Source organism: Streptomyces sp. NPDC003393 (assembly GCF_053589015.1).
Genome location: NZ_JBSFRB010000033.1, coordinates 18,721 through 36,290, shown reverse-complemented (window position 1 = coordinate 36,290; position 17,570 = coordinate 18,721). Strand labels below are relative to the sequence as shown.

Genomic DNA, 17,570 nt, shown 5'->3' with positions numbered 1-17,570 from the left:
CTACGGAGGTTGTGATGTCGCATCAGGAGACGTACACGGAGCGGGTGCTGGCCCGGGTACACGAGCGGGGCGGGGCCGAAGCCTTCGCGTTCGTCCGCGGCACGGGGGTGGAGCGGCTCGGCTACGCGGAACTGGACGAGCGGGCCAGAGACATCGCTTCCTGGCTCCAGGAACGCGGCTTGTCCGGCCGGCAGGTGCTGCTGCTCTACCCGTCCGACCTGTCCTTCGTGACGGCCTTCGTCGGCTGTCTCTACGCGGGCGCGGTCGCGGTCCCCGCGCCGCTGCCCACCGACCGCACCCGCCACTTCGAGCGCTTGTCCCGGATCGCGGGCGACGCCCGGGTCGGTGCGGTGCTCACCACCGCGGCGGCCGAACCGGACATCAAGTCCGGGCTGAGCGCCGTCCGGTCCGTGCCCGTCGTGGCCACGGACGCCGGCCCGGTGGGCGACGCCTCCCAGTGGCGCGCACCCGCCCTGCGCCCGGACGACCTGGCCTTCCTGCAGTACACGTCGGGCTCGACCAGTACCCCCAAGGGCGTCATGGTCTCGCACCGCAACCTCATGGCCAACGAGGCGGCGATGCAGCGCTCGCTGGGCGCCACCGGCGACTCCGTGTTCGGCAGCTGGCTGCCGCTCTACCACGACATGGGGCTCATCGGGCACGTACTGCAGCCGCTGTGGCTGGGGGCGCGGGCCGCGCTCATGGAACCGGGCGCGTTCCTGGGCCGGCCGGTGGGCTGGCTGGAGATGATCGGGGAGCACGGGGTCACCATCGGCGGCGGCCCCAACTTCGCGTACGACATGTGCGTACGGCGGGTCAAGGACGCCGATCTCGCCCGGCTCGACCTGTCCGGCTGGGAGTCCGCCTGCAACGGCGCCGAGCCGGTGCGCGCCGACACCCTGGCCGCGTTCGCCCGCCGCTTCGCGCCCGCGGGCTTCAGGCCCGAGGCGTTCTTCCCGTGCTACGGCATGGCGGAGACCACGCTGTTGGTGGCGGGGGCGCCCCGCGGGGCCGCGCCCGTCACCCGCCGCGTCGACGCGGCCGCCCTGGAACGCGGCGAGGTCGTCCCGGCCGTGGCGGACGGCTGCGCCCGCACTCTGGTGAGCAGCGGCACGGTCCGCGCCGAGGACTTCGAGGTGCGGATCGTCGACCCGGCCACGTCACGGGCCGTGCCGCAGGGGCAGGTCGGGGAGATCTGGGTGCGCGGGGCGAGCGTCGCCGGCGGGTACTGGGCGCGGGCCGAGGCCACGGCGCAGACGTTCGGGGCCCGGCTCGCCGACGAGGCCGGGCCGTCGGCCAGGGGCTGGCTGCGTACGGGGGACCTGGGTGCCGTCGTGGACGGGCAGTTGTTCGTCACCGGCAGGCTGAAGGAGATGATGCTGGTCAACGGCCGCAACATCTATCCGCACGACGTGGAGGCCGCGGCACGCGCCGCGGACCGGTCGCTGGGCACGGGCGCCGCGTTCACGGTGCCGGCCGGTCCGGAGGGCCGGGAGCGGCTGGTGCTGGTGGTCGAGGCCACGGGTCTGGACGCGGCGCCGGACATCGACGCGGCAGGCCGTGACCTGGTCGGCCGGGTCCAGGCCGCGGTCGCCGGAGAGTTCGGGATCGCGGCGGGCAGCGTCCTGCTCGTGGCGCCCGGCACGGTGCGCAGGACCACCAGCGGAAAGATCCAGCGGATGCTGATGCGCGGGCAGTTCCTCACCGGGCGGACGGCCGCGCTGCACGCCGTGGTGGAGCCCGAGGCCGAGCGCCTCGTGGACCGGTCCGCAGAACTGGTCCGGGGATGAGCGCGCCGGTTGGCGGCTGACGAACCCTGCGGACTGTGCGGCCGCCGTCGTCGCCGGGCCGGCGCCCCCGTCGGGGCGCGTACAGGTCGGCGGCGGCGCCGCGCAACCGCCGCTACAGCCGAGGCCGCCACGATGGCCGAAAGGCACCCCGCAGCCGGCGCACCACCAGGTTCTCCCGCGGTTTCGACCCAGTTTTCTCCCCAGATATCCAGGAGCGGATGTGCAGGACGACCGGGCGCAAGCCTTCATGACGACCTTGACGCAACACCTCGCCGCTGTGCGCCCCGAGACGGCCCGGCGGCAGATCACCGAGCAGTCCCGGCTCACCGGAGACCTCGGTCTGGACTCGGTCGAGCTGGCCGAGCTCTTCGAGCGCATCCGGGAGACGTACGCGGGAGTGGAGATCTCGGACTGGCTGGCGATGGCGACCCGGGCGGAGGGCGACACGGTCGGCAGCCTGGTGCGCTATCTCGCGCTCGCCGTGCCCGAGGAGCGGCCGCTGGTCACGGGGGGCGCCCGATGACCGTCACCCAGGACGCCCCCGCGCGCACCGACTTCGTCGCGCTCGCCCAGGAGCTGGCGCAGCGGTTCGCCGGCCGGGCCGCGGAGCACGACAGGGCAGGCGACTTCCCGTACGAGAACGTCGCCGAGCTGGTCTCCTGCGGCTACACCGCGATGACCGTGCCGCGCGAGCACGGCGGCGGCGGAGCGGGGCTCGAGGAGCTGTGCCGGGCGCAGGAGACCCTCGCGACCGGCTGCGCGAGCACCGCCTTCGCGGTCAACATGCACGTCCACGGCATCGCGATGATCGCGGGCATCGGCGGCCCTGCCGCCGAGCGGGCCTACCGGGCCATCGTCGACGACGGCGCGGTGATCGCGGGCGGATTCAGCGAACCCGGCGTGGGCGGCAACTGGTGGCACCCCACCACCAAGGCCGAGCCCGTGAAGGGCGGTTACCTCCTCAACGGGCGCAAGGGCTTCTTCACCGGGTTCCCGGCCGCCGACCTGCTGTTCCTGTCCGCGGCCCGCACCGACGACCGGGGCCTGCCGGAGCCGGTCGGCTTCCTGGTGCCCAAGCCGGAGCGCGGGGTGAGCGTCACCGCCGAGTGGGACGCGGCGGGCATGCGCGCCACGGGCAGCCACTCCCTGCTCCTGGACGACCTGTTCGTGGCGGACGCGCACATGGTGGGGCAGCCGGGCGCGCTGCCGCTGATGTTCATGCAGGGCGTGCACTGGGCGTGGTGCAGCTTCGCCTCCGTCTTCCTCGGGATCGCCCGCGGCGCCCTCGAGACGGTGGTCCGCGAGCAGCGCGGCCGCACCCTGCACGTCCTGGACCGCACTGTCGCCCATCTGCCGGGCGTGCAGTTCCGGGTGGCCGAGATGCGCACCAGGCTCGCGGCCGCCGAGGCGCACCTGTACCAGGCGGTGCGCGCCGACCACGACACCGCGATCGCCGAGGACCCGCTCGGCCACTACATCGAGATGAGCGTGATGAAGAACAGCGTGTGCCGCCTCGCCCACGAGGTGGTCTCGCTCGCGATGCAGGTCCAGGGCGGCTCCGCGCTGATGTCCGCGCACCCTCTGCAGCGCGCCTACCGGGACGTGGTGGCCGGGCTGCTCGTCCCGCCGAACTCCGACGTGACCGCCGAGTGGGCGGGCAAGCACGCGCTCGGAGTGCCGGTCTTCGCCGAACCCCGCTGGGAGGGCTGAACGTCATGACGACCGCCACGCCGGTCAAGGGCAGTGAACGGGCCCTGCACTGGGCCGAGTTGCAGGACCGTGCCCGCGCCCTCGCCCGCCGGTTCGAGGAGCGCGCCGAGAAGACGTACGCGTCCGGCGAGTTCGTCGGCGAGAACATCCGTGACCTGATCGACGCCGGGATCACCGCGGTCAATGTCCCCGCGGACCTGGGCGGGTTCGAGGCCACCCTGGAGGAGAACACCCGGCTGCTGCGGATCATCGCCGGGGGCTGCGGGTCCACCGCCTTCACGCTGGCCATCCACGCCGTGCTGACCGGTTCGATGCGCAGCGATCTGAGCGTGGCCGTGCGCGAGCGGATGTTCGGCGCGGTGCGCGACGGGGCGTTCGTCGTGGGCCCGTTCACCGACGAGGGCTCCGGCGGCAACTGGGTGCGGCCCTCCACGACCGCCCGCCGGGTGCCCGACGGCTTCGTCCTGGACGGGCTCAAGCACTTCGCCACCGGCTTCGACGCGGCCACCCACCTGGTGGTGACCGCGGGCCTTGACGACGCCCATCTCGAACCTCCCTTCAACCTCGCGGCGTTCTTCGTCGACAAGCCCGAGCAGGGCGTCGAGGTGGTGGCTCCCTGGAGCGGCTTCGCGCTGCCGATGACGGGCTCGCACTCCCTGAAGCTGGACGGCCTGCGGGTCGACGCCGACGACTCGGTCTTCCCCGACGGGCTCACCCCGCTGTTCGTGATGGCCCGTCAGCAGTGGGGGCACTACTGCTTCGCGGCCGTCTTCCTCGGGCTGGCCGAGCGGGCCTACGAGCTGGCCGTCGAGCGCACCCGGGGTCGCGCCACGACGGCCGTCGCCGACCTGGCCCGGCTGCCCGGCATCCAGTTCGCGGTGGCCCGGATGCGCTCCTCGCTCGCCACCATGGACGCCCTACTCACCGAGTACGCCACCCGGCACGTGGACCCGGGCGAGGACCTGCCGGCGTTCGTGGCCGACACCTGCATCCCGAAGTACCACATCACCAACGAGGCCGAGCACGTCGTCGCCACCGCCTTCGAGGTGATCGGCGGCTCCGGCATCCGGGACGGCTCCCGCATCGGCCAGATCTGGCGGGACGTCAAGGCGGGCCCGCTGCTGCCGTTCACCAACGACATGGCCCGAGAGTTCATCGGCAAGGCGACCCTCGGCATCAGCCCGGTCGAGACCCCGAGGTGGGTGTGATGTCCGCGGCGCCGACGATCGACAACGAGTACTACGAAGAGGTCGGCGACGACTGGTGGAACACCGAGGGCCCCCTGCGCGCCCTGCACGAGATGAACCCGGCCCGCACCGCGTACTTCGACCGGATCATCAAGGAACGCCACCCGGGCCGACCCGCCGGCTCGCTGCGCGTCGTCGACCTCGGCTGCGGCGGCGGGCTCGTCGCCGAGGAGCTGGCCCGCCGGGGCTACCGCGTCACCGGCATCGACCTCTCCCCCGGTACCGTCGCCGCCGCCCGCAGGCACGCGGCGGCCTCCGGTGTCGAGGTGACCTACGAGGTCGGATCGGCGTACGGCACCGGCCTTCCGGACGGCTGCGCCGACGCGGTCGTCGCCTCCGACGTCCTGGAGCACTTCCACGACCTGCCGGCCGCGCTCGCCGAGATCGATCGGCTCCTCGTGCCCGGCGGTGTGCTGCTGTTCGACACGGTCAACCGGACGGTGCGCAGCTACCTGCTGCTCATCCTCGTCGCCGAGAAGCTCCTGGGCATCATCAAGCCCGGCACACACAACTGGAAGATGTTCATCCGTCCCGCGGAACTACGGGTGCTGCTCGCGTCCGCCGGACTGCGGCTCGCCGACACCCACGGGCTCGGCCCCGCCCGGCCGCTGCCGCTGCTGCTTCCCGGTCTGCTGCGCCACCGGCGCCTGGGCGCGTTCACCCTCACCGGCGATGTCTCGGCCAGCTACATCGGTCACGCCGTCAAACGAAGCACCTCGTGAAGGACAGGACAACCATGGTCTCCATACGCTCCGCCAGCGTCGCCGGCACCGAGGTGAAGGCCGATCCGGACACCGTGCGCGCGCTCCTGCTCGACGTCGTGGGCTGCGGCCTGCTGATGCCGGGCGTGGAGAGCCTCACGGCCGAGGACGACGACGTCTACCACTACGTGCTGGCCACCATCTCCAACGGTGCCGTCAGCCACACCCCCGACCACCGCACCCGCTTCGACACCAGCGACGCCGCCCGCATCCGCTGGGAGCCGGTCGGCACCCACAACTTCCGCTCCTGGGGCGAGTTCCGCACCGCCCCCGGCAGTGAGCCGGGCACCACCTTCCTGGAGATCGACACCCGCTCCGAGGCGGACGTCGACATCGCGCCCGTGGTGCTGCCGCTGGTCGAACCGTTCGCGCGCCAGCAGAGCGACCAGGTCACCGACGGATTTCTCACCGCCATCAAGGAGCGGGTCGAGTCGGGCGCCGGGGCTGCGTCATGACGACGGTCTCCGAGGCCCCGGCGGCCGCCCGCACCCGCACTTGCGGCGTGGCGAAGCTGCTGGCGCTGCGCACCGCGGCGCCCGACACGGTCGTCCCGCAGCAGGACGCGTTCGAGACGTACTACCGCGAGCGGTACCGGGAGGTGCCCAAGGCCGAGGAGATCTTCCGCGGCTCCGGAGTGCGCACCCGCCACATGGCCTGGGACCCGCGCACCGCCTATGCCGACGGCCACCCGCCCATCAAGCCGCGCATGGCGGCCTGGGAGGAGAACGTCCTGGCGATGAGCCGCAGCACGGTGGGCGCGATCCTCGACGTCGCGGGCGCGGCGGACCGCGACCGGCTCACCGACCGGATCGGCTCGTTCGTCATGGCCAGCTGCACCGGGTACGCGGGGCCCACCCCCGACATCCTGCTGGCCAAGGAGTTCGGGCTGCGCCAGGACCTGCGGCGCACCTTCATCGGGCACATGGGCTGCAACGCCGCGTTCAACGTGCTCAAGACCGCGTTCGACGCGCTGGCCGCCCGCCCCGGCGAACTGGTCCTGGCCGGCAGCGCCGAGGTCTGCTCCGTCCACCACCGGCCCGAGTTCACCGCCGAACAGGCCGTCGTCAACGCGCTGTTCGGCGACGCGGGGGCGATGACGCTGCTGGCGGCGGACGACGGCGGGTCCACGCCGGGGCCGGTGTTCCTCGGCACCCACACCGAGACGCACCCCGAGACCACGCACGCCATGAGCTGGCACATCGAGGACCAGGCGTTCCGCATGACGCTCTCCCCGTACGTGCCGTTCTACATCGGCGAGAGCATCGAACCGTTCGTCGAGCGGCTCATCGCGCCGCACGGCCTGGGCATCGGCGACGTGCGGCACTGGGGCATCCACCCGGGCGGCCCGAAGATCATCGACTTCGTGGGCGACAAACTGGACCTGACGCCCCATCAGCTCGCGCCGTCCCGGGCGGTCCTCGCCGACCACGGCAACTGCTCATCGGCCACGATCCTGCTGATCCTCGACCGGATCCTGCGCGAGGAACGCCCTGCTCCCGGGGAGCACGCCGTGCTCATGGCCTTCGGCCCCGGCCTGACCATGGAGTCGGCGCTCGTCCGCTTCTGACCCCGCCCCGAACCGAACCATTCGAACCGAGGGACATCCCGCCATGACGATCACGACGACGAGCGCGCTCGAACCCCGCTGGACCACCCCCGACCTGCACGCCGCCATCAAGGACCACTACGACGGGCTGATCGAGCTCTACGAGGACCTGTGGGGAGAGCACATCCACCACGGGTACTGGGCCGACGGCGAGCCCGACCCCGGACGGCACGCCGCCCAGGTACGCCTGGTCGAGGAGCTCGTCGCCTTCGGCCCGGTGCCGCCGATGGCGAGGGTCCTCGACGCCGGCTGCGGCATCGGCGCCTCCGCGATCCACCTCGCCGGCCGCCTGGGCTGCACCGTCGACGGCATCACCATCAGCGCCGAGCAGATCACCCGCGCCGAGGCCAAGGCGAGCCGGGCCGGCATCAGCGATCAGACCACGTTCCGGCTGGTCGACGCGATGCACACCGACTACCCCGACGGCACCTTCGACGTGGTGTGGGCGTTGGAGAGCTGTGAACTGATGCCGGACAAGAAGGCGTTCCTCGCCGAGTGCATGCGCGTGCTCAAGCCGGGCGGCACCCTCCTGGTCGCCACCTGGTGCGCCCGCGACGAGAACCTGAATCCCGACGAGACCCGGCTGCTGCACCGCATCTACCGCGACTTCGTCGTCTCACACGTGCTGCCCCTGGAGCGTTACGCGGAGCTGGCCGGGGAGCTCGGCCTCACCGACGTGCGTACGGCCGACTGGTCGGAGCGGGTGTGGGACACCTGGAAGCTGTCCACCGACATCGTCAAGCCGGTGGTCCGCGACCCTTCGATGATCTGGAAGCTGGTCCGCGCCAAGGGCATGGACATCTTCCGGTTCCTCAACTCCGTTCCCCTGATGAAGCAGGCCTACGAGCGTGACGTCATGCGCTACGGCGTGCTGCGTGCCACCAAGCCGGCCGGGAGCTGACCCATGACGACCACCGCCCCCGCCGCGCCCGTCGAGTCGCTCGTCGCCGACCTGCTCACCCAGCCGTGGCTGATCGACCTGTTCGCCGAACTTACCGACCGCCAGAAGGCCTCGAGCGCCGCCACGGAGCAGCTGCGCGCCAAGGACGCGGCCACCCACGTCTTTTGGCCCTTCCACTCGCCGCAGTTCCCTCTGATGGTGACCGAGGCGCACGGCAGCCGCATCGTCGACGCCGACGGCAACACCTACACCGACTGCCACCTGGGCTTCGGCGCGCAGGCGCTGCACGGCCACAGCCCCCAGATGGTCGTGGACTTCGTCCGCGACCATCTGACGACCACCACCGGCAACGGTTACTGCACGCCGATCGAGGCCCAACTCGTCGATCTACTCGGCGAGTTCGTGCCGCACTGCGAGAAGTTCGCGTTTCTCAACTCGGGCACCGACGCCACCGCGGCCGCCATCCGGCTCGCCCGGGCGCACACCGGCCGCCGGATGGTTGCCAAATTCGAGGGCTCCCTGCACGGCGTGCACGACCTCGGCATGCACAACACGGCCTTCTGGTACCACGGCCACCCGACCCAGCCCTTCCCCGGCGACACCGCGGACGGCGGCATCGAGCGCCAGTCCGCGCTCACCGGCGTGCCCGTCGCCGACCCGCGCGATCTTCTGGTGCTGCCCAACGACCCGGCCCGGGCCGTGGAGTTGATCGAGCGGCACAAGGACGAGCTGGCCTGCGTCCTGACCGAGGCGGCGTCCTCGTCGTTCCCGTTCGTGGAGCACACGATCCCGCTCCTGAAGACGGTCTCCGAACGCTGCCGGGCGCTGCGCGTGCCGTTCGTCCTCGACGAGGTGCTCACCGGTTTCCGCTACGGTCCCGGCGGCGCCGCCCAGTACTTCGGCATCGAGGCCGACCTGTACTGCTACGGCAAGGTCCTCAGCGGACTGGGCATCCCGCTGTCCGCGGTCGGCGGCCGCGCCGCGCTGCTCGACCACACCCAGACCTCCGGCCTGCCGCTGACCGACATCGGCCGCAAGACCTGCGTGCAGACCACGCACGCGGGCAATCATCTGGCGTTGTGCGCGTCGTACGCGAGCCTGCGCCTGCTGCACGAGCAGCGCGACACGTACTACACCGAGACCCGCGCGAAGGTGGCCCGGGTGCAGGAGCGGCTCGCCGCGTTCCGCGCCGAGACGGCCATTCCACTGCGGCTCGTCGGGTTCGGTGACTTCATCGGCTCGTTCGGCTTCCTGGAGCAGGACTCCTACGACGACTACCGCACGTTCGCCAGCTCGGTGAACCCCATCGCGTTCTTCCTGCTGACCCTGATGCTGCGCCGCCGCGGCTTCTACACACTCAGCCTGCCGATGCTGTTCACCGGCGGCGCGCACAGCACCGAGGACCTGGACGCCCTGGTGACGGCGGTCATCGACGCCGCCCTCGAACTCGACCGTCACGGCTTCCCGTTCACCCTGCCCGGGGCCGGTCGGGCATGAGTGCCGGGGCCGACGAGCAGGCCGACGCGGTCGTCGTCGGAGCGGGGCTGACCGGCCTGGTGGCGGCGGTACGGCTGGCCACGGCCGTCGGCCGGGGGCGCCGGGTGCTGCTGCTGGAGGCCGGCGGCGAGCCGGGCGGGCGGGCCCGCACCACCGAGCACCACGGGTTCCGCCTCGGGCTCGGTCCACGCGCCCTGTACCGCACGACCCGGGGCGAGCTGCGGGCCTTGGGCGTGCGCGTCCCTGGCCGCTCCCCCGACCTTCGCGGGGCCCAGGCACTGCGGGACGGCGCGCTGCACCCGGGCTACGCGGCGGCCGGGCCGCTGCTGCGCACCCCGCTGCTCACCGTGCGCGAACGGATCGCCGTGGCCCGCCTGCTGGGCCTGGCCCGGGGCCGTGCCGACCTGGCCGGCACGGACGCCGCGCAGTGGCTGGGCGAGCGGCTGCCCACCGAGCGGGCCCGGCAGGCCGCCTTCGCCGTGCTGCGCATGAGCAGCTACACGGGCCGCCCCGACCTGATCGGCGCGGACGCGCTGTCGCTGCACTTCGCCGAGGTGCGGCGGGGGGTCGAGTACGTGGACGGCGGCTGGCGGACCCTGACCGACGCGCTGCTCGTACGGGCCCGGGAGCTGGGCGTCGAGCTGCGTACGGGGTGCCGGTGCGCCGTCGTGGAGGGCGGGGCGCGCCCGCGGATCGTGACCGCTCACGGGCAGGCGGTGCGGGCCCGCTCGGTCGTGCTCGCGGGCCTGTCGCAGCGCGCGGCGGGACAGCTGCTGGGCCTGTCCGGGCCGGGCTCGGGCGCCCCGGTCTCCAGCCCGCTGCAGACCGCCTGCCTGGACGTCGCGCTGAGCCGGCTGCCCGATCCGCGCAGCACCCTCGTCTTCGGCGTCGACGAACCCCTGTACCTGTCGGTCTTCTCCCGCACGGCCCGGCTGGCGCCGGAGGGTGGCGCCGTGCTCCACCTCGCCCGCTACGACGACGGTGCCGGGCTCGACGCGACCGAGGTCCGCAAACGGTTGTACGAGTTGCTCGACCTGAGCCAGCCCGGCTGGCGGGACGTGCTGATCCACGAGCGCTTCCTGCCGCGCATCACCACCATGACGGCCCTGCCCGAGGCACGCACCGGGGGCCTGACGGGCCGCCCCGGCGTACGGGTCACCGGCCATCAGGGGGTCTTCGTGGCAGGCGACTGGGTCGGACCACACGGTCTGCTCGCGGACGCGTGCGTGCTCAGCGGAACTCGGGCTGCCGAGGCAGCGGCCGCCCGGCTGTGAGGGCGGCCGTGCCCGCCCGCTGCCAGCCATCCCCTTCCGACACAACGGAGTTGCCATGCGTCCGATCCGTATCGCCGCTCTCGGGGGCTCGTTGCGCTCCGGCTCGGTCTCCGCGGCCGCGCTGCGGGCGTGCGCGGCGCGGGCCCGCCGGGCGGGAGCCGAGGTCACCGTGGTGTGCGGCACCGACCTCGTGCTGCCGCCCTACGACCCGGAGACGGCGGGCCGTTGCGCCGCCGAACTGCGGCTGCTGTCCGCGCTGCGCGCCGCGGACGGTGTCCTGCTCGCCAGTCCGACGTACCACGGCGGCATGTCGGGGCTGTTGAAGAACGCCCTCGACCATATTGAGGGACTGGCCGGGGACGTTCCCGTCTATCTGGACGGACGCTCCGTCGGCTGTCTGAGCGTGGCGTGGAACGAGGTGGCCGGCGGGTCCGCGCTGGCCGCGCTGCGCACCTGCGCGCAGTCGCTGCGCGGCTGGGCCGTGCCGATGGGCGTGGTGGTGCCGGCCGGCACGGAGTTCACCGCAGCCGGCGGCTGCGCGGATCCGCGCACCGCACGCCGCCTGGACATCCTCACCGACCAGGTCCTGGAGTTCGCGGCGCTGCGCCGGGGCGGCGCCTCAGCCGAGGCTGTCCAGGTCCCGCAGCTGTCGGTCTAGCGCCCGCTCGACCGGGCTCAGCGGGATGTCGGGGCGCAGCCGTTCCAGCGGATGGGAGAGGGTCGACCGCGGGTGCCCGCCGGGCAGGTAGATCCACATCTGCCCGTACGCGACCAGGCAGTGGTACGCCTCGCCCAGGAACCGGGCGACGAGCGCCATGGGCCGGAACATCGGGGCTCCTCTCAGCAGGCGCACCCATCGGCGCGGCGCGGAACCCCGATGGTCGGCTGCGGCGCTAAACCCCGGCTAGGGCCCCTCATGCCCGGTGTGTGAAGCGGCTCCTACCCCTTCACTCAAAACCGCGTACTCGGTTTGTTGACGAGGACGGCCGAGCCGCCTTCGGCTGGTCGCCCGGCAGCACGAGCGCCATCCTCGGGTCTCACTTCGCTCAAAGCAGACCGCAGAGTACGCAATAAGGAGTAGGCGGCCGGGCGATCCGAGTGACTCTGGCAGATTCACAGACCCCCATATGTCGCCGTTTTAGCTATTCTTTCGGCCTGAAGCGATACGTACGGCTAGGGCTCGGTCGAGCGCAAACAGCGCGCCCGGTTTGGTATTGACAAACCAGGCGCGCTGTTTTTTACTCGCCTCCGAGGCCTTGAGGTGTACCCGATGAGCCTCGGCCCGGAAGGCGCATCACTGGGGGAGATCGCATGGGCATCGATGTACTGGTGGCGTTCGCCGTCCGGGAGAATGAGGTCTCCAGCACGCCCGGGAGGCGCTCGAGGAGAGCCGGCTGTGCGTACTCGACCAGCTCATCGACGTCGGTCTGCGCCGTGGACGCCACCGTGAGCTGCTCGGTGAGCCGACCGTCCTGGTCGGTCGACACCTCACCCACCGAACCCGGCACGGCCGGCTGATGGCGGCGCTACACCGCTCCGGCCGCCGCAGCGAGGCACTCGAGGTCCACCAGCGGCTGCGCACCGAAGTGAGCTGACCGCCGACGTCACCGCGCGCCATCGACAGGACTCCGTCGCAGAGGACTCTCCATGAATCTCCCCTACTCACCATCCACCGGTTCGCTGCCCACCACCAAAGGAGGCGGCACGGTCACGGACGCCGGACCGCTGCAGGTGCCCCCGCCCGCAGCGGCGTTCCTCGGCCCGCACCATCTGGTCCACCGGCCCGACACCCCGGAGGGCTTCCTGCACTCCGCCACGCCCCCCGGCCGGCACCGCTTCGGCTTCTCCGCCCAACTCCCCGACCACCACCCGCTGTTCGCCGACTCCACCGCCCCGTTCCACGACGTGCTGTACCCGATGGAGTCACTGCGGCAGATGGCGGTCTTCACGGCGGTCCGCTACTTCCGGGTGCCCGGGAACCGGCGGATCCTGCTGGCCGACTGCGCATTCTCGCTCACCGCCCTGCACTCCTGGCAGCGCGACGCGCCCACCGGTGCCAGGCTCTCGCTCGACCTTGACCTGACACCGGCCGACGTGGTCAAGGGAGTGCCCCGGTCGATGGAGTGCGGTGCGACGATCAGCATCGACGACGAGCCGTGCGGGACGGCGCGGGCACGCCTGGTGTTCCTGATGCCGGGTGTCTACCGCAAACACCGGGCGCACAGCCGCCGGGAGAGCGAGCGCACGGCGGGCAGGAACAGCGGCCTGCCGCTGGGGCACGGCATCCCCGGCGCCGAACTCGTCGGCCGTTGCAGCGCCCGCAACGTGCTGATCGGTCTGCCGCTGGAGGAGGACGGCGAGTTCCTGACCTTTCCCGTGAACATCCCCGCCGCGCGCGAAGTGCTGCCCGACTCGGGGCCCGAGGTGCCGGCCGCACTGTTCCTCGAAGCCTCCCGGCAGGCTGCCCTGTTCGGGGTCGGCGAGCTGTACGGGCTCGCCCCGGGGCACGCCGTGCTCACCCGGTGGGAGGCCGCCTTCCACGGGTTCGCCGAGCCGGGACTGCCGCTCCTGTGCTCCGTGCGGCCGCGCCGCCGGGGTGCTCCCGGAGAGGTGCTGCGGGACTCCGCGGGGCGCCCCTTCGCCGAGCTCACGCTCGTCTTCACGCAGGGCATCCGGGTCGTGGCGGAGATGACCACATCCGTCCTGCAGATCTGCTGACGACCGCGCACCGGCCGGGGCGGCACACACAAGGAGCAATGATGCGCTTTCAGGTACTGGGCCCGGTGCGGATGTCCCCGCGCACCCCGACGGCGGCCAAGCCGCGCGTGGTCCTCGCGACCCTGCTGGTGAAGAACAACAGCGTCGTCTCCGCGCACAGCCTGATCGACGAACTGTGGGGGACGACGCCGCCGCGCACCGCGTCGACGACGCTGCAGGTCTACGTGTCCCATCTGCGCAAGGCGCTTGCGGGCACCGCCGGCGAACCGGCCGGCGGCACAAATTCCGGACCGCTGGTGACGCAGCCGCCGGGCTACGTGATGCGGGTGGCGCCCGACGAACTCGACCTCGTCCTCTTCGAGTTGCTGCGCTCCCAGGGGCGGGCCGCGTTCGACGAACGGGACTACGCAAGCGCGTCGCGGCTTCTGGGCGAGTCCCTCGGCCTGTGGCGGGGCCCCGCCCTCTCCGGTATTCCGCACGGCCCCTCGCTCCAGTCCACGGCGATCCGCCTCGACGAGCTGCGCTCGGAGACGCTGGAGCAGCGCATCAGCGCCGACCTGAAACTGGGCCGCCATCACGAGCTGATCGGCGAACTGATGGCGCTGGCCCATGAGTTCCCGATGCGGGAGAGTCTGCACGGCCTGCTCATGGTGGCCCTGTACCGGGCCGGGCGGCAGTCGGACGCCGTACAGGCCTACCACCGGGTGCGGCGCACCCTGGTGGACGAGCTCGGCGTCGAGCCCGACGCCTCCCTCAAGCGCATCCTGGCCCGGCTGCTCGCCTCCGATCCGGCGCTCGCCTGGCGTCCGGCCGGAAGCACCCCGAAGACGCCCGAGCCGACGGGCCGTTTCCGCGCCCGGTCCGTCGCGCCCACGCCACCGGCCGACCCCCAGCCCCCGCTGTGGCTGCCGCCGCCGCTGGCCGACTTCACCGGCCGCGCCGACGAGCTCGCCCACGGCGCGGGGCTGCTCACGGCGACGTCGGCCCCTCGTGTCGTGGCCGTCTCCGGGCGGCCCGGTGTGGGCAAGACCGCCCTGGCGGTCCAGCTGGCCCGCCAGGTAGAGGGGTTCGCCGCGGGCCGGATCCTGGTACACCTGCGGGACCCGGCGGGACGCGCGCTGACCGCCGAGGCCGCGGTGACCGCGCTGCTGCGCCACCTGCTGCCCCCGGGACCCTCGGGGCCCACGGCGCTCCCCTCCGACCTCGGTGAGCTGACCGATCTGCTCCAGCACGCCACCCGCTCCCGCGAGTTGCTGCTCGTCCTCGACGACGCGGTGTCGGAGGCCCAGATACGTCCGCTGCTCGCCGCGGTGCCGGACGCGGCGGTGGTGGTCACCGGGCGCCGTCCGCTGGCCGCCCTGGAGCACGCGCGGCATCTCGTGCTCGACGTGCTCGGACAGGCGGAGGCGGAGTCGCTGCTGCTCGCCACCGGCGGGCCCCGGATGGCGGAGGACCGGGCGGCCGTGGCCCGCATCGCCCGGCTGTGCGGGCGGCTGCCGCTGGCGCTGCGGATCGCGGCCGGCGGCACGGCGGTGCAGCCGCACTGGACCGCGGGCGGGCTCGCGCGCCGGCTGGCGGACGAGCGCACCCGGCTCGCCGCGCTCTCCCTCGGTGACCTGGACGTGCGCAGCAGCCTGCTCACGGCGTACCACGAGGTGTCGGAGGCGGGCCGGCACGCGTTCCGCAGGCTGGGGCTCGCGCCCCTGCCCGACTTCCCGGTGTGGGCCGCGCAGTCGCTGCTCGGGACGTCCCCGCAGGCCACGGAGGAACTCCTGAACGCCCTGGTGCGCGCCCAGCTCCTCGACGTACGGCAGGAGTCGGGCGCGCCCGGCGGAGCCGCCCGGTACAGCTATCACACGCTGCTACGCTCGCTGGCCCGGGAGATGCTGGCCGAGGTCGACGGCGAGGACGCCGTGACCGAGACCGTCGGCAGACTCGGCCGTGCCTTCCTGCTGCGCGCCCGGGCGGCCGACGCGCGCCTGGCTCCCGGACGGGACCGGCTGGCCGGCGTCCTGGAGGCAGCCTCCGGTGCCCTGCCGGCCGACGACCGGGCCGTGGCCACCCCGCTGCGCTGGTTCCGGGCGGAGTCGGCGGGCCTGCCGGAGATGGTGCGCCGGCTGCACGGGGCCGGGCTGTGGGACCTGACGTGCGCGCTGGCCTCGGCGACGAGCGGCTACTACGAGGCGTGCGGGGTGTGGGAGGACTGGCAGGCCAGCCATGAGCTGGCCCTCGACGCGGCCCGCCGCTCGGGCAACGCGCTTGCGGAGGCCACCCTGCTGCGTTCGCTGGGCGACCTGGCCTGGCAGCGCAGGGACACCGCCCGTGCGGTGGACTGCCACCGGCACGCGGCGCGGCTGTTCGCGCTGAGCGACGACGGCGTCGGTGCGGCCCGCTGCGCCACCGGTGAGGCCGATGTCCTGCTCGGGCAGGGCGAGTTCGGGCGGGCCGACGCGCTGTACCGGCGGGCCCTGGAGCGGGCCAGGGCGGAGGGCGACACCCGGGGGTACACGGAGGCCGAGCGCGGCCTGGCGCTCACCGCGCTTCTGGCCGGCCGGCCCGCTGACTGCCTGGCCTCGCTCGCCGCGTGCGCAAGCGCGGCGAGCGCGCTGGGCGACGCCCGCTGGCGCGGCTACGCCCGCCGCTTCGCCGAGCAGGTCCGCGCCGGACGCGGTGCGGTCCCCGTCGCCTGGCCGCACCTCGAAGTGCGCCCGGGGGTGTGGCTGATGAGCGAGGTGCCCACCGCGGAGGGCACGCTGCCCGTCGGGTGAGCCGGAACGGACGGCGGCCCCGTCGCGTCCGCGAGGACGTGGCGAGGCCCTGTGCCGCTGGGGTGTCCCCGGTCAGGCCGGGCGCAGCGCGCGCAGGGTGGCCGGGTCGAGGTCGGGATCGCCGGGGCGGCGGGGCGCCGGGCGGCGGTTGCGGAGCATCTGGCGCCACTGCTCGGGGCTGAAGCTCGCCGGTTCGGTCGTGTCGATGAAGTCGCGCAGCACCGACAGGAAGCGGTCGGGGTCGCTGCGGAACGGGAAGTGGCCCGCTTCCTCGAAGATCTCCAGGCGGCTGCCCGGCATCGAGACGTGCCCGAGGCCCGCGTGCAGCGCCGGGACGACCCGGTCACGGCCGCCCCAGATCAGCATGGTGGGCATGCCCTGCGCCAGATAGCACCGGTCGAGCATGGTGCCGACCTGTCCCCGCCAGTCGACGACGGCCCGCAGGGTGCGCACGAAGGCGTTGCGCGAGGTGGCGTCCGGCAGCGCGTCCACCACCCGCAGCAGGTCGGGCGCGTCGACGGCGAGGTCGGTGCGCAGCCACTGCAGGGCCTTGACGGCGACGCCCACCTGCCAGCGCATGGTGGGCAGTTGCAGCATCTGCAGGACGAGCTCGGCACCGGGCAGCGAGGCGGCGCGCAGCAGCGGGGTGACGTGCCGGCTGATCCCGCCGGTACCGACCAGGACCAGGCGCTCGCACCGTTCGGGGAACTGGTACGCGAACTGCATGGCGACCGCGCCGCCGAGCGAGTGCCCCACGATGGTGGCCCGCTCGACGCCGAGCACGCTGAGCAGGTCCCGCATGCCGTTGGCGTACGCGGCCAGGGAGTAGTCGGCCCGCGGCTTGTCGGAGTGCCCGTGCCCGAGCAGGTCGGGGGCGATGACGCGATGGCTCTTGGCGAGCCCGGGCATGATGTCCCGCCAGGTGTCGGACGAGTCCCCGATGCCGTGGATCAGCAGGACGGCGTCGCCCTTGCCGGCCATCCGGAAGGCCCGGCGATGGCCGTGCACCGTGCGGTGGCGTAGCCGGATGCCCGCGCCGCGGGGGCCGCGGGGCGCGTACTGAGCAAACAAGGACACGGACGTCATGCCTCCTCGCGCCGTCCGTGGCGGCGGGTGCGGCCCGGTCGGCCGTCGGTGGCGAACAGCACCGGGGCGGGCCGGTGCCGTGTGGTCGTCAGGTCGCTCTCGATCACACCGAGCGAGGCGAGCGACTGCCAGGGACGTACGGTCCCGGTCGTGGCCCTGGGCGTCGGTCCATCGGTCATGGCTGTGTCTCCTCGGCTCGTGTACGGGGTCAG

Annotated in this window: 16 protein-coding genes and 1 pseudogene; 14 read left to right on the top strand and 3 right to left on the bottom strand. The window is 73.0% G+C overall.

The annotated features are described in order from the left end of the window. The first annotated feature begins 14 nt into the window (after positions 1-14). The 11 genes from ACWDUZ_RS27120 to ACWDUZ_RS27070 all read left to right on the top strand — a co-directional run bounded on the left by ACWDUZ_RS27120 (position 15) and on the right by ACWDUZ_RS27070 (position 11,444). Positions 15-1,790 (top strand): fatty acyl-AMP ligase, encoded by a 1,776-nt coding sequence (locus ACWDUZ_RS27120; protein WP_451634418.1) that lies wholly within the window; start codon positions 15-17, stop codon positions 1,788-1,790. A 247-nt stretch (positions 1,791-2,037) separates the two neighbouring features. Beyond that, positions 2,038-2,313, top strand: a complete 276-nt coding sequence (locus tag ACWDUZ_RS27115; protein ID WP_451634417.1) for an acyl carrier protein — start codon at positions 2,038-2,040, stop codon at positions 2,311-2,313. After that, a complete protein-coding gene (locus ACWDUZ_RS27110) occupies positions 2,310-3,500 on the top strand; it encodes an acyl-CoA dehydrogenase family protein (protein ID WP_451634416.1) in 1,191 nt (396 codons plus the stop codon). Before ACWDUZ_RS27115 ends, ACWDUZ_RS27110 begins: the two co-directional genes overlap by 4 nt. Positions 3,501-3,505: 5 nt before the next feature. Further along, positions 3,506-4,708 carry an acyl-CoA dehydrogenase family protein gene (locus tag ACWDUZ_RS27105; protein ID WP_451634415.1) on the top strand — a complete coding sequence of 401 codons (1,203 nt, stop codon included), beginning with the start codon at positions 3,506-3,508 and terminating at the stop codon, positions 4,706-4,708. Continuing rightward, positions 4,708-5,469, top strand: a complete 762-nt coding sequence (ubiG, locus tag ACWDUZ_RS27100; RefSeq protein WP_451634414.1) for a bifunctional 2-polyprenyl-6-hydroxyphenol methylase/3-demethylubiquinol 3-O-methyltransferase UbiG — start codon at positions 4,708-4,710, stop codon at positions 5,467-5,469. The genes ACWDUZ_RS27105 and ubiG overlap by 1 nt, the downstream gene beginning before the upstream one ends. A 14-nt stretch (positions 5,470-5,483) precedes the next feature. Continuing rightward, entirely contained in the window at positions 5,484-5,963 is a 480-nt protein-coding gene (locus ACWDUZ_RS27095; protein ID WP_451634413.1) for a hypothetical protein, read from the top strand. Beyond that, a complete protein-coding gene (locus tag ACWDUZ_RS27090; RefSeq protein WP_451634412.1) occupies positions 5,960-7,075 on the top strand; it encodes a type III polyketide synthase in 1,116 nt (371 codons plus the stop codon). Before ACWDUZ_RS27095 ends, ACWDUZ_RS27090 begins: the two co-directional genes overlap by 4 nt. Before the next feature lie 43 nt (positions 7,076-7,118). Continuing rightward, on the top strand, positions 7,119-8,015 hold the full coding sequence (locus ACWDUZ_RS27085; protein WP_451634411.1) for a methyltransferase domain-containing protein: 897 nt from the start codon (positions 7,119-7,121) through the stop codon (positions 8,013-8,015). A gap of 3 nt (positions 8,016-8,018) precedes the next feature. After that, positions 8,019-9,512: an aminotransferase class III-fold pyridoxal phosphate-dependent enzyme gene (locus ACWDUZ_RS27080; protein WP_451634410.1), complete on the top strand. Its 1,494-nt coding sequence runs from the start codon at positions 8,019-8,021 to the stop codon at positions 9,510-9,512. Next, positions 9,509-10,786: a phytoene desaturase family protein gene (locus ACWDUZ_RS27075; protein ID WP_451634409.1), complete on the top strand. Its 1,278-nt coding sequence runs from the start codon at positions 9,509-9,511 to the stop codon at positions 10,784-10,786. Before ACWDUZ_RS27080 ends, ACWDUZ_RS27075 begins: the two co-directional genes overlap by 4 nt. A gap of 55 nt (positions 10,787-10,841) precedes the next feature. Continuing rightward, positions 10,842-11,444, top strand: coding sequence for an NADPH-dependent FMN reductase (locus tag ACWDUZ_RS27070; RefSeq protein ID WP_451634408.1), 603 nt, complete (start codon positions 10,842-10,844; stop codon positions 11,442-11,444). Here the strand turns inward: ACWDUZ_RS27070 and ACWDUZ_RS27065 are convergent. After that, a complete protein-coding gene (locus ACWDUZ_RS27065) occupies positions 11,406-11,615 on the bottom strand; it encodes a DUF6059 family protein (protein WP_451634407.1) in 210 nt (69 codons plus the stop codon). The two genes, ACWDUZ_RS27070 and ACWDUZ_RS27065, sit on opposite strands and share 39 nt — an antisense overlap. Before the next feature lie 541 nt (positions 11,616-12,156). Between ACWDUZ_RS27065 and ACWDUZ_RS27060 the strand changes: the two are divergent. From ACWDUZ_RS27060 to ACWDUZ_RS27050, 3 genes and pseudogenes are all read left to right on the top strand, one after another. Beyond that, a pseudogene (locus tag ACWDUZ_RS27060) lies at positions 12,157-12,381 on the top strand (BTAD domain-containing putative transcriptional regulator); the annotation flags it as partial. 52 nt (positions 12,382-12,433) lie between these two features. Beyond that, the gene (locus ACWDUZ_RS27055; RefSeq protein ID WP_451634406.1) at positions 12,434-13,504 is read left to right on the top strand and encodes an AfsA-related hotdog domain-containing protein; all 1,071 of its coding nucleotides are present in this window, start codon (positions 12,434-12,436) and stop codon (positions 13,502-13,504) included. A 41-nt stretch (positions 13,505-13,545) separates the two neighbouring features. Next, entirely contained in the window at positions 13,546-16,272 is a 2,727-nt protein-coding gene (locus ACWDUZ_RS27050; RefSeq protein ID WP_451634405.1) for a BTAD domain-containing putative transcriptional regulator, read from the top strand. A gap of 72 nt (positions 16,273-16,344) precedes the next feature. On the opposite strand, the gene ACWDUZ_RS27045 is transcribed toward ACWDUZ_RS27050, so the two are convergent. Both ACWDUZ_RS27045 and ACWDUZ_RS27040 read right to left on the bottom strand, forming a co-directional pair. Then, the gene (locus ACWDUZ_RS27045; protein ID WP_451634404.1) at positions 16,345-17,358 is read right to left on the bottom strand and encodes an alpha/beta fold hydrolase; all 1,014 of its coding nucleotides are present in this window, start codon (positions 17,356-17,358) and stop codon (positions 16,345-16,347) included. Continuing rightward, a complete protein-coding gene (locus ACWDUZ_RS27040; RefSeq protein WP_451634403.1) occupies positions 17,355-17,537 on the bottom strand; it encodes a hypothetical protein in 183 nt (60 codons plus the stop codon). Before ACWDUZ_RS27040 ends, ACWDUZ_RS27045 begins: the two co-directional genes overlap by 4 nt. Between the last annotated feature and the right edge of the window lie 33 nt (positions 17,538-17,570).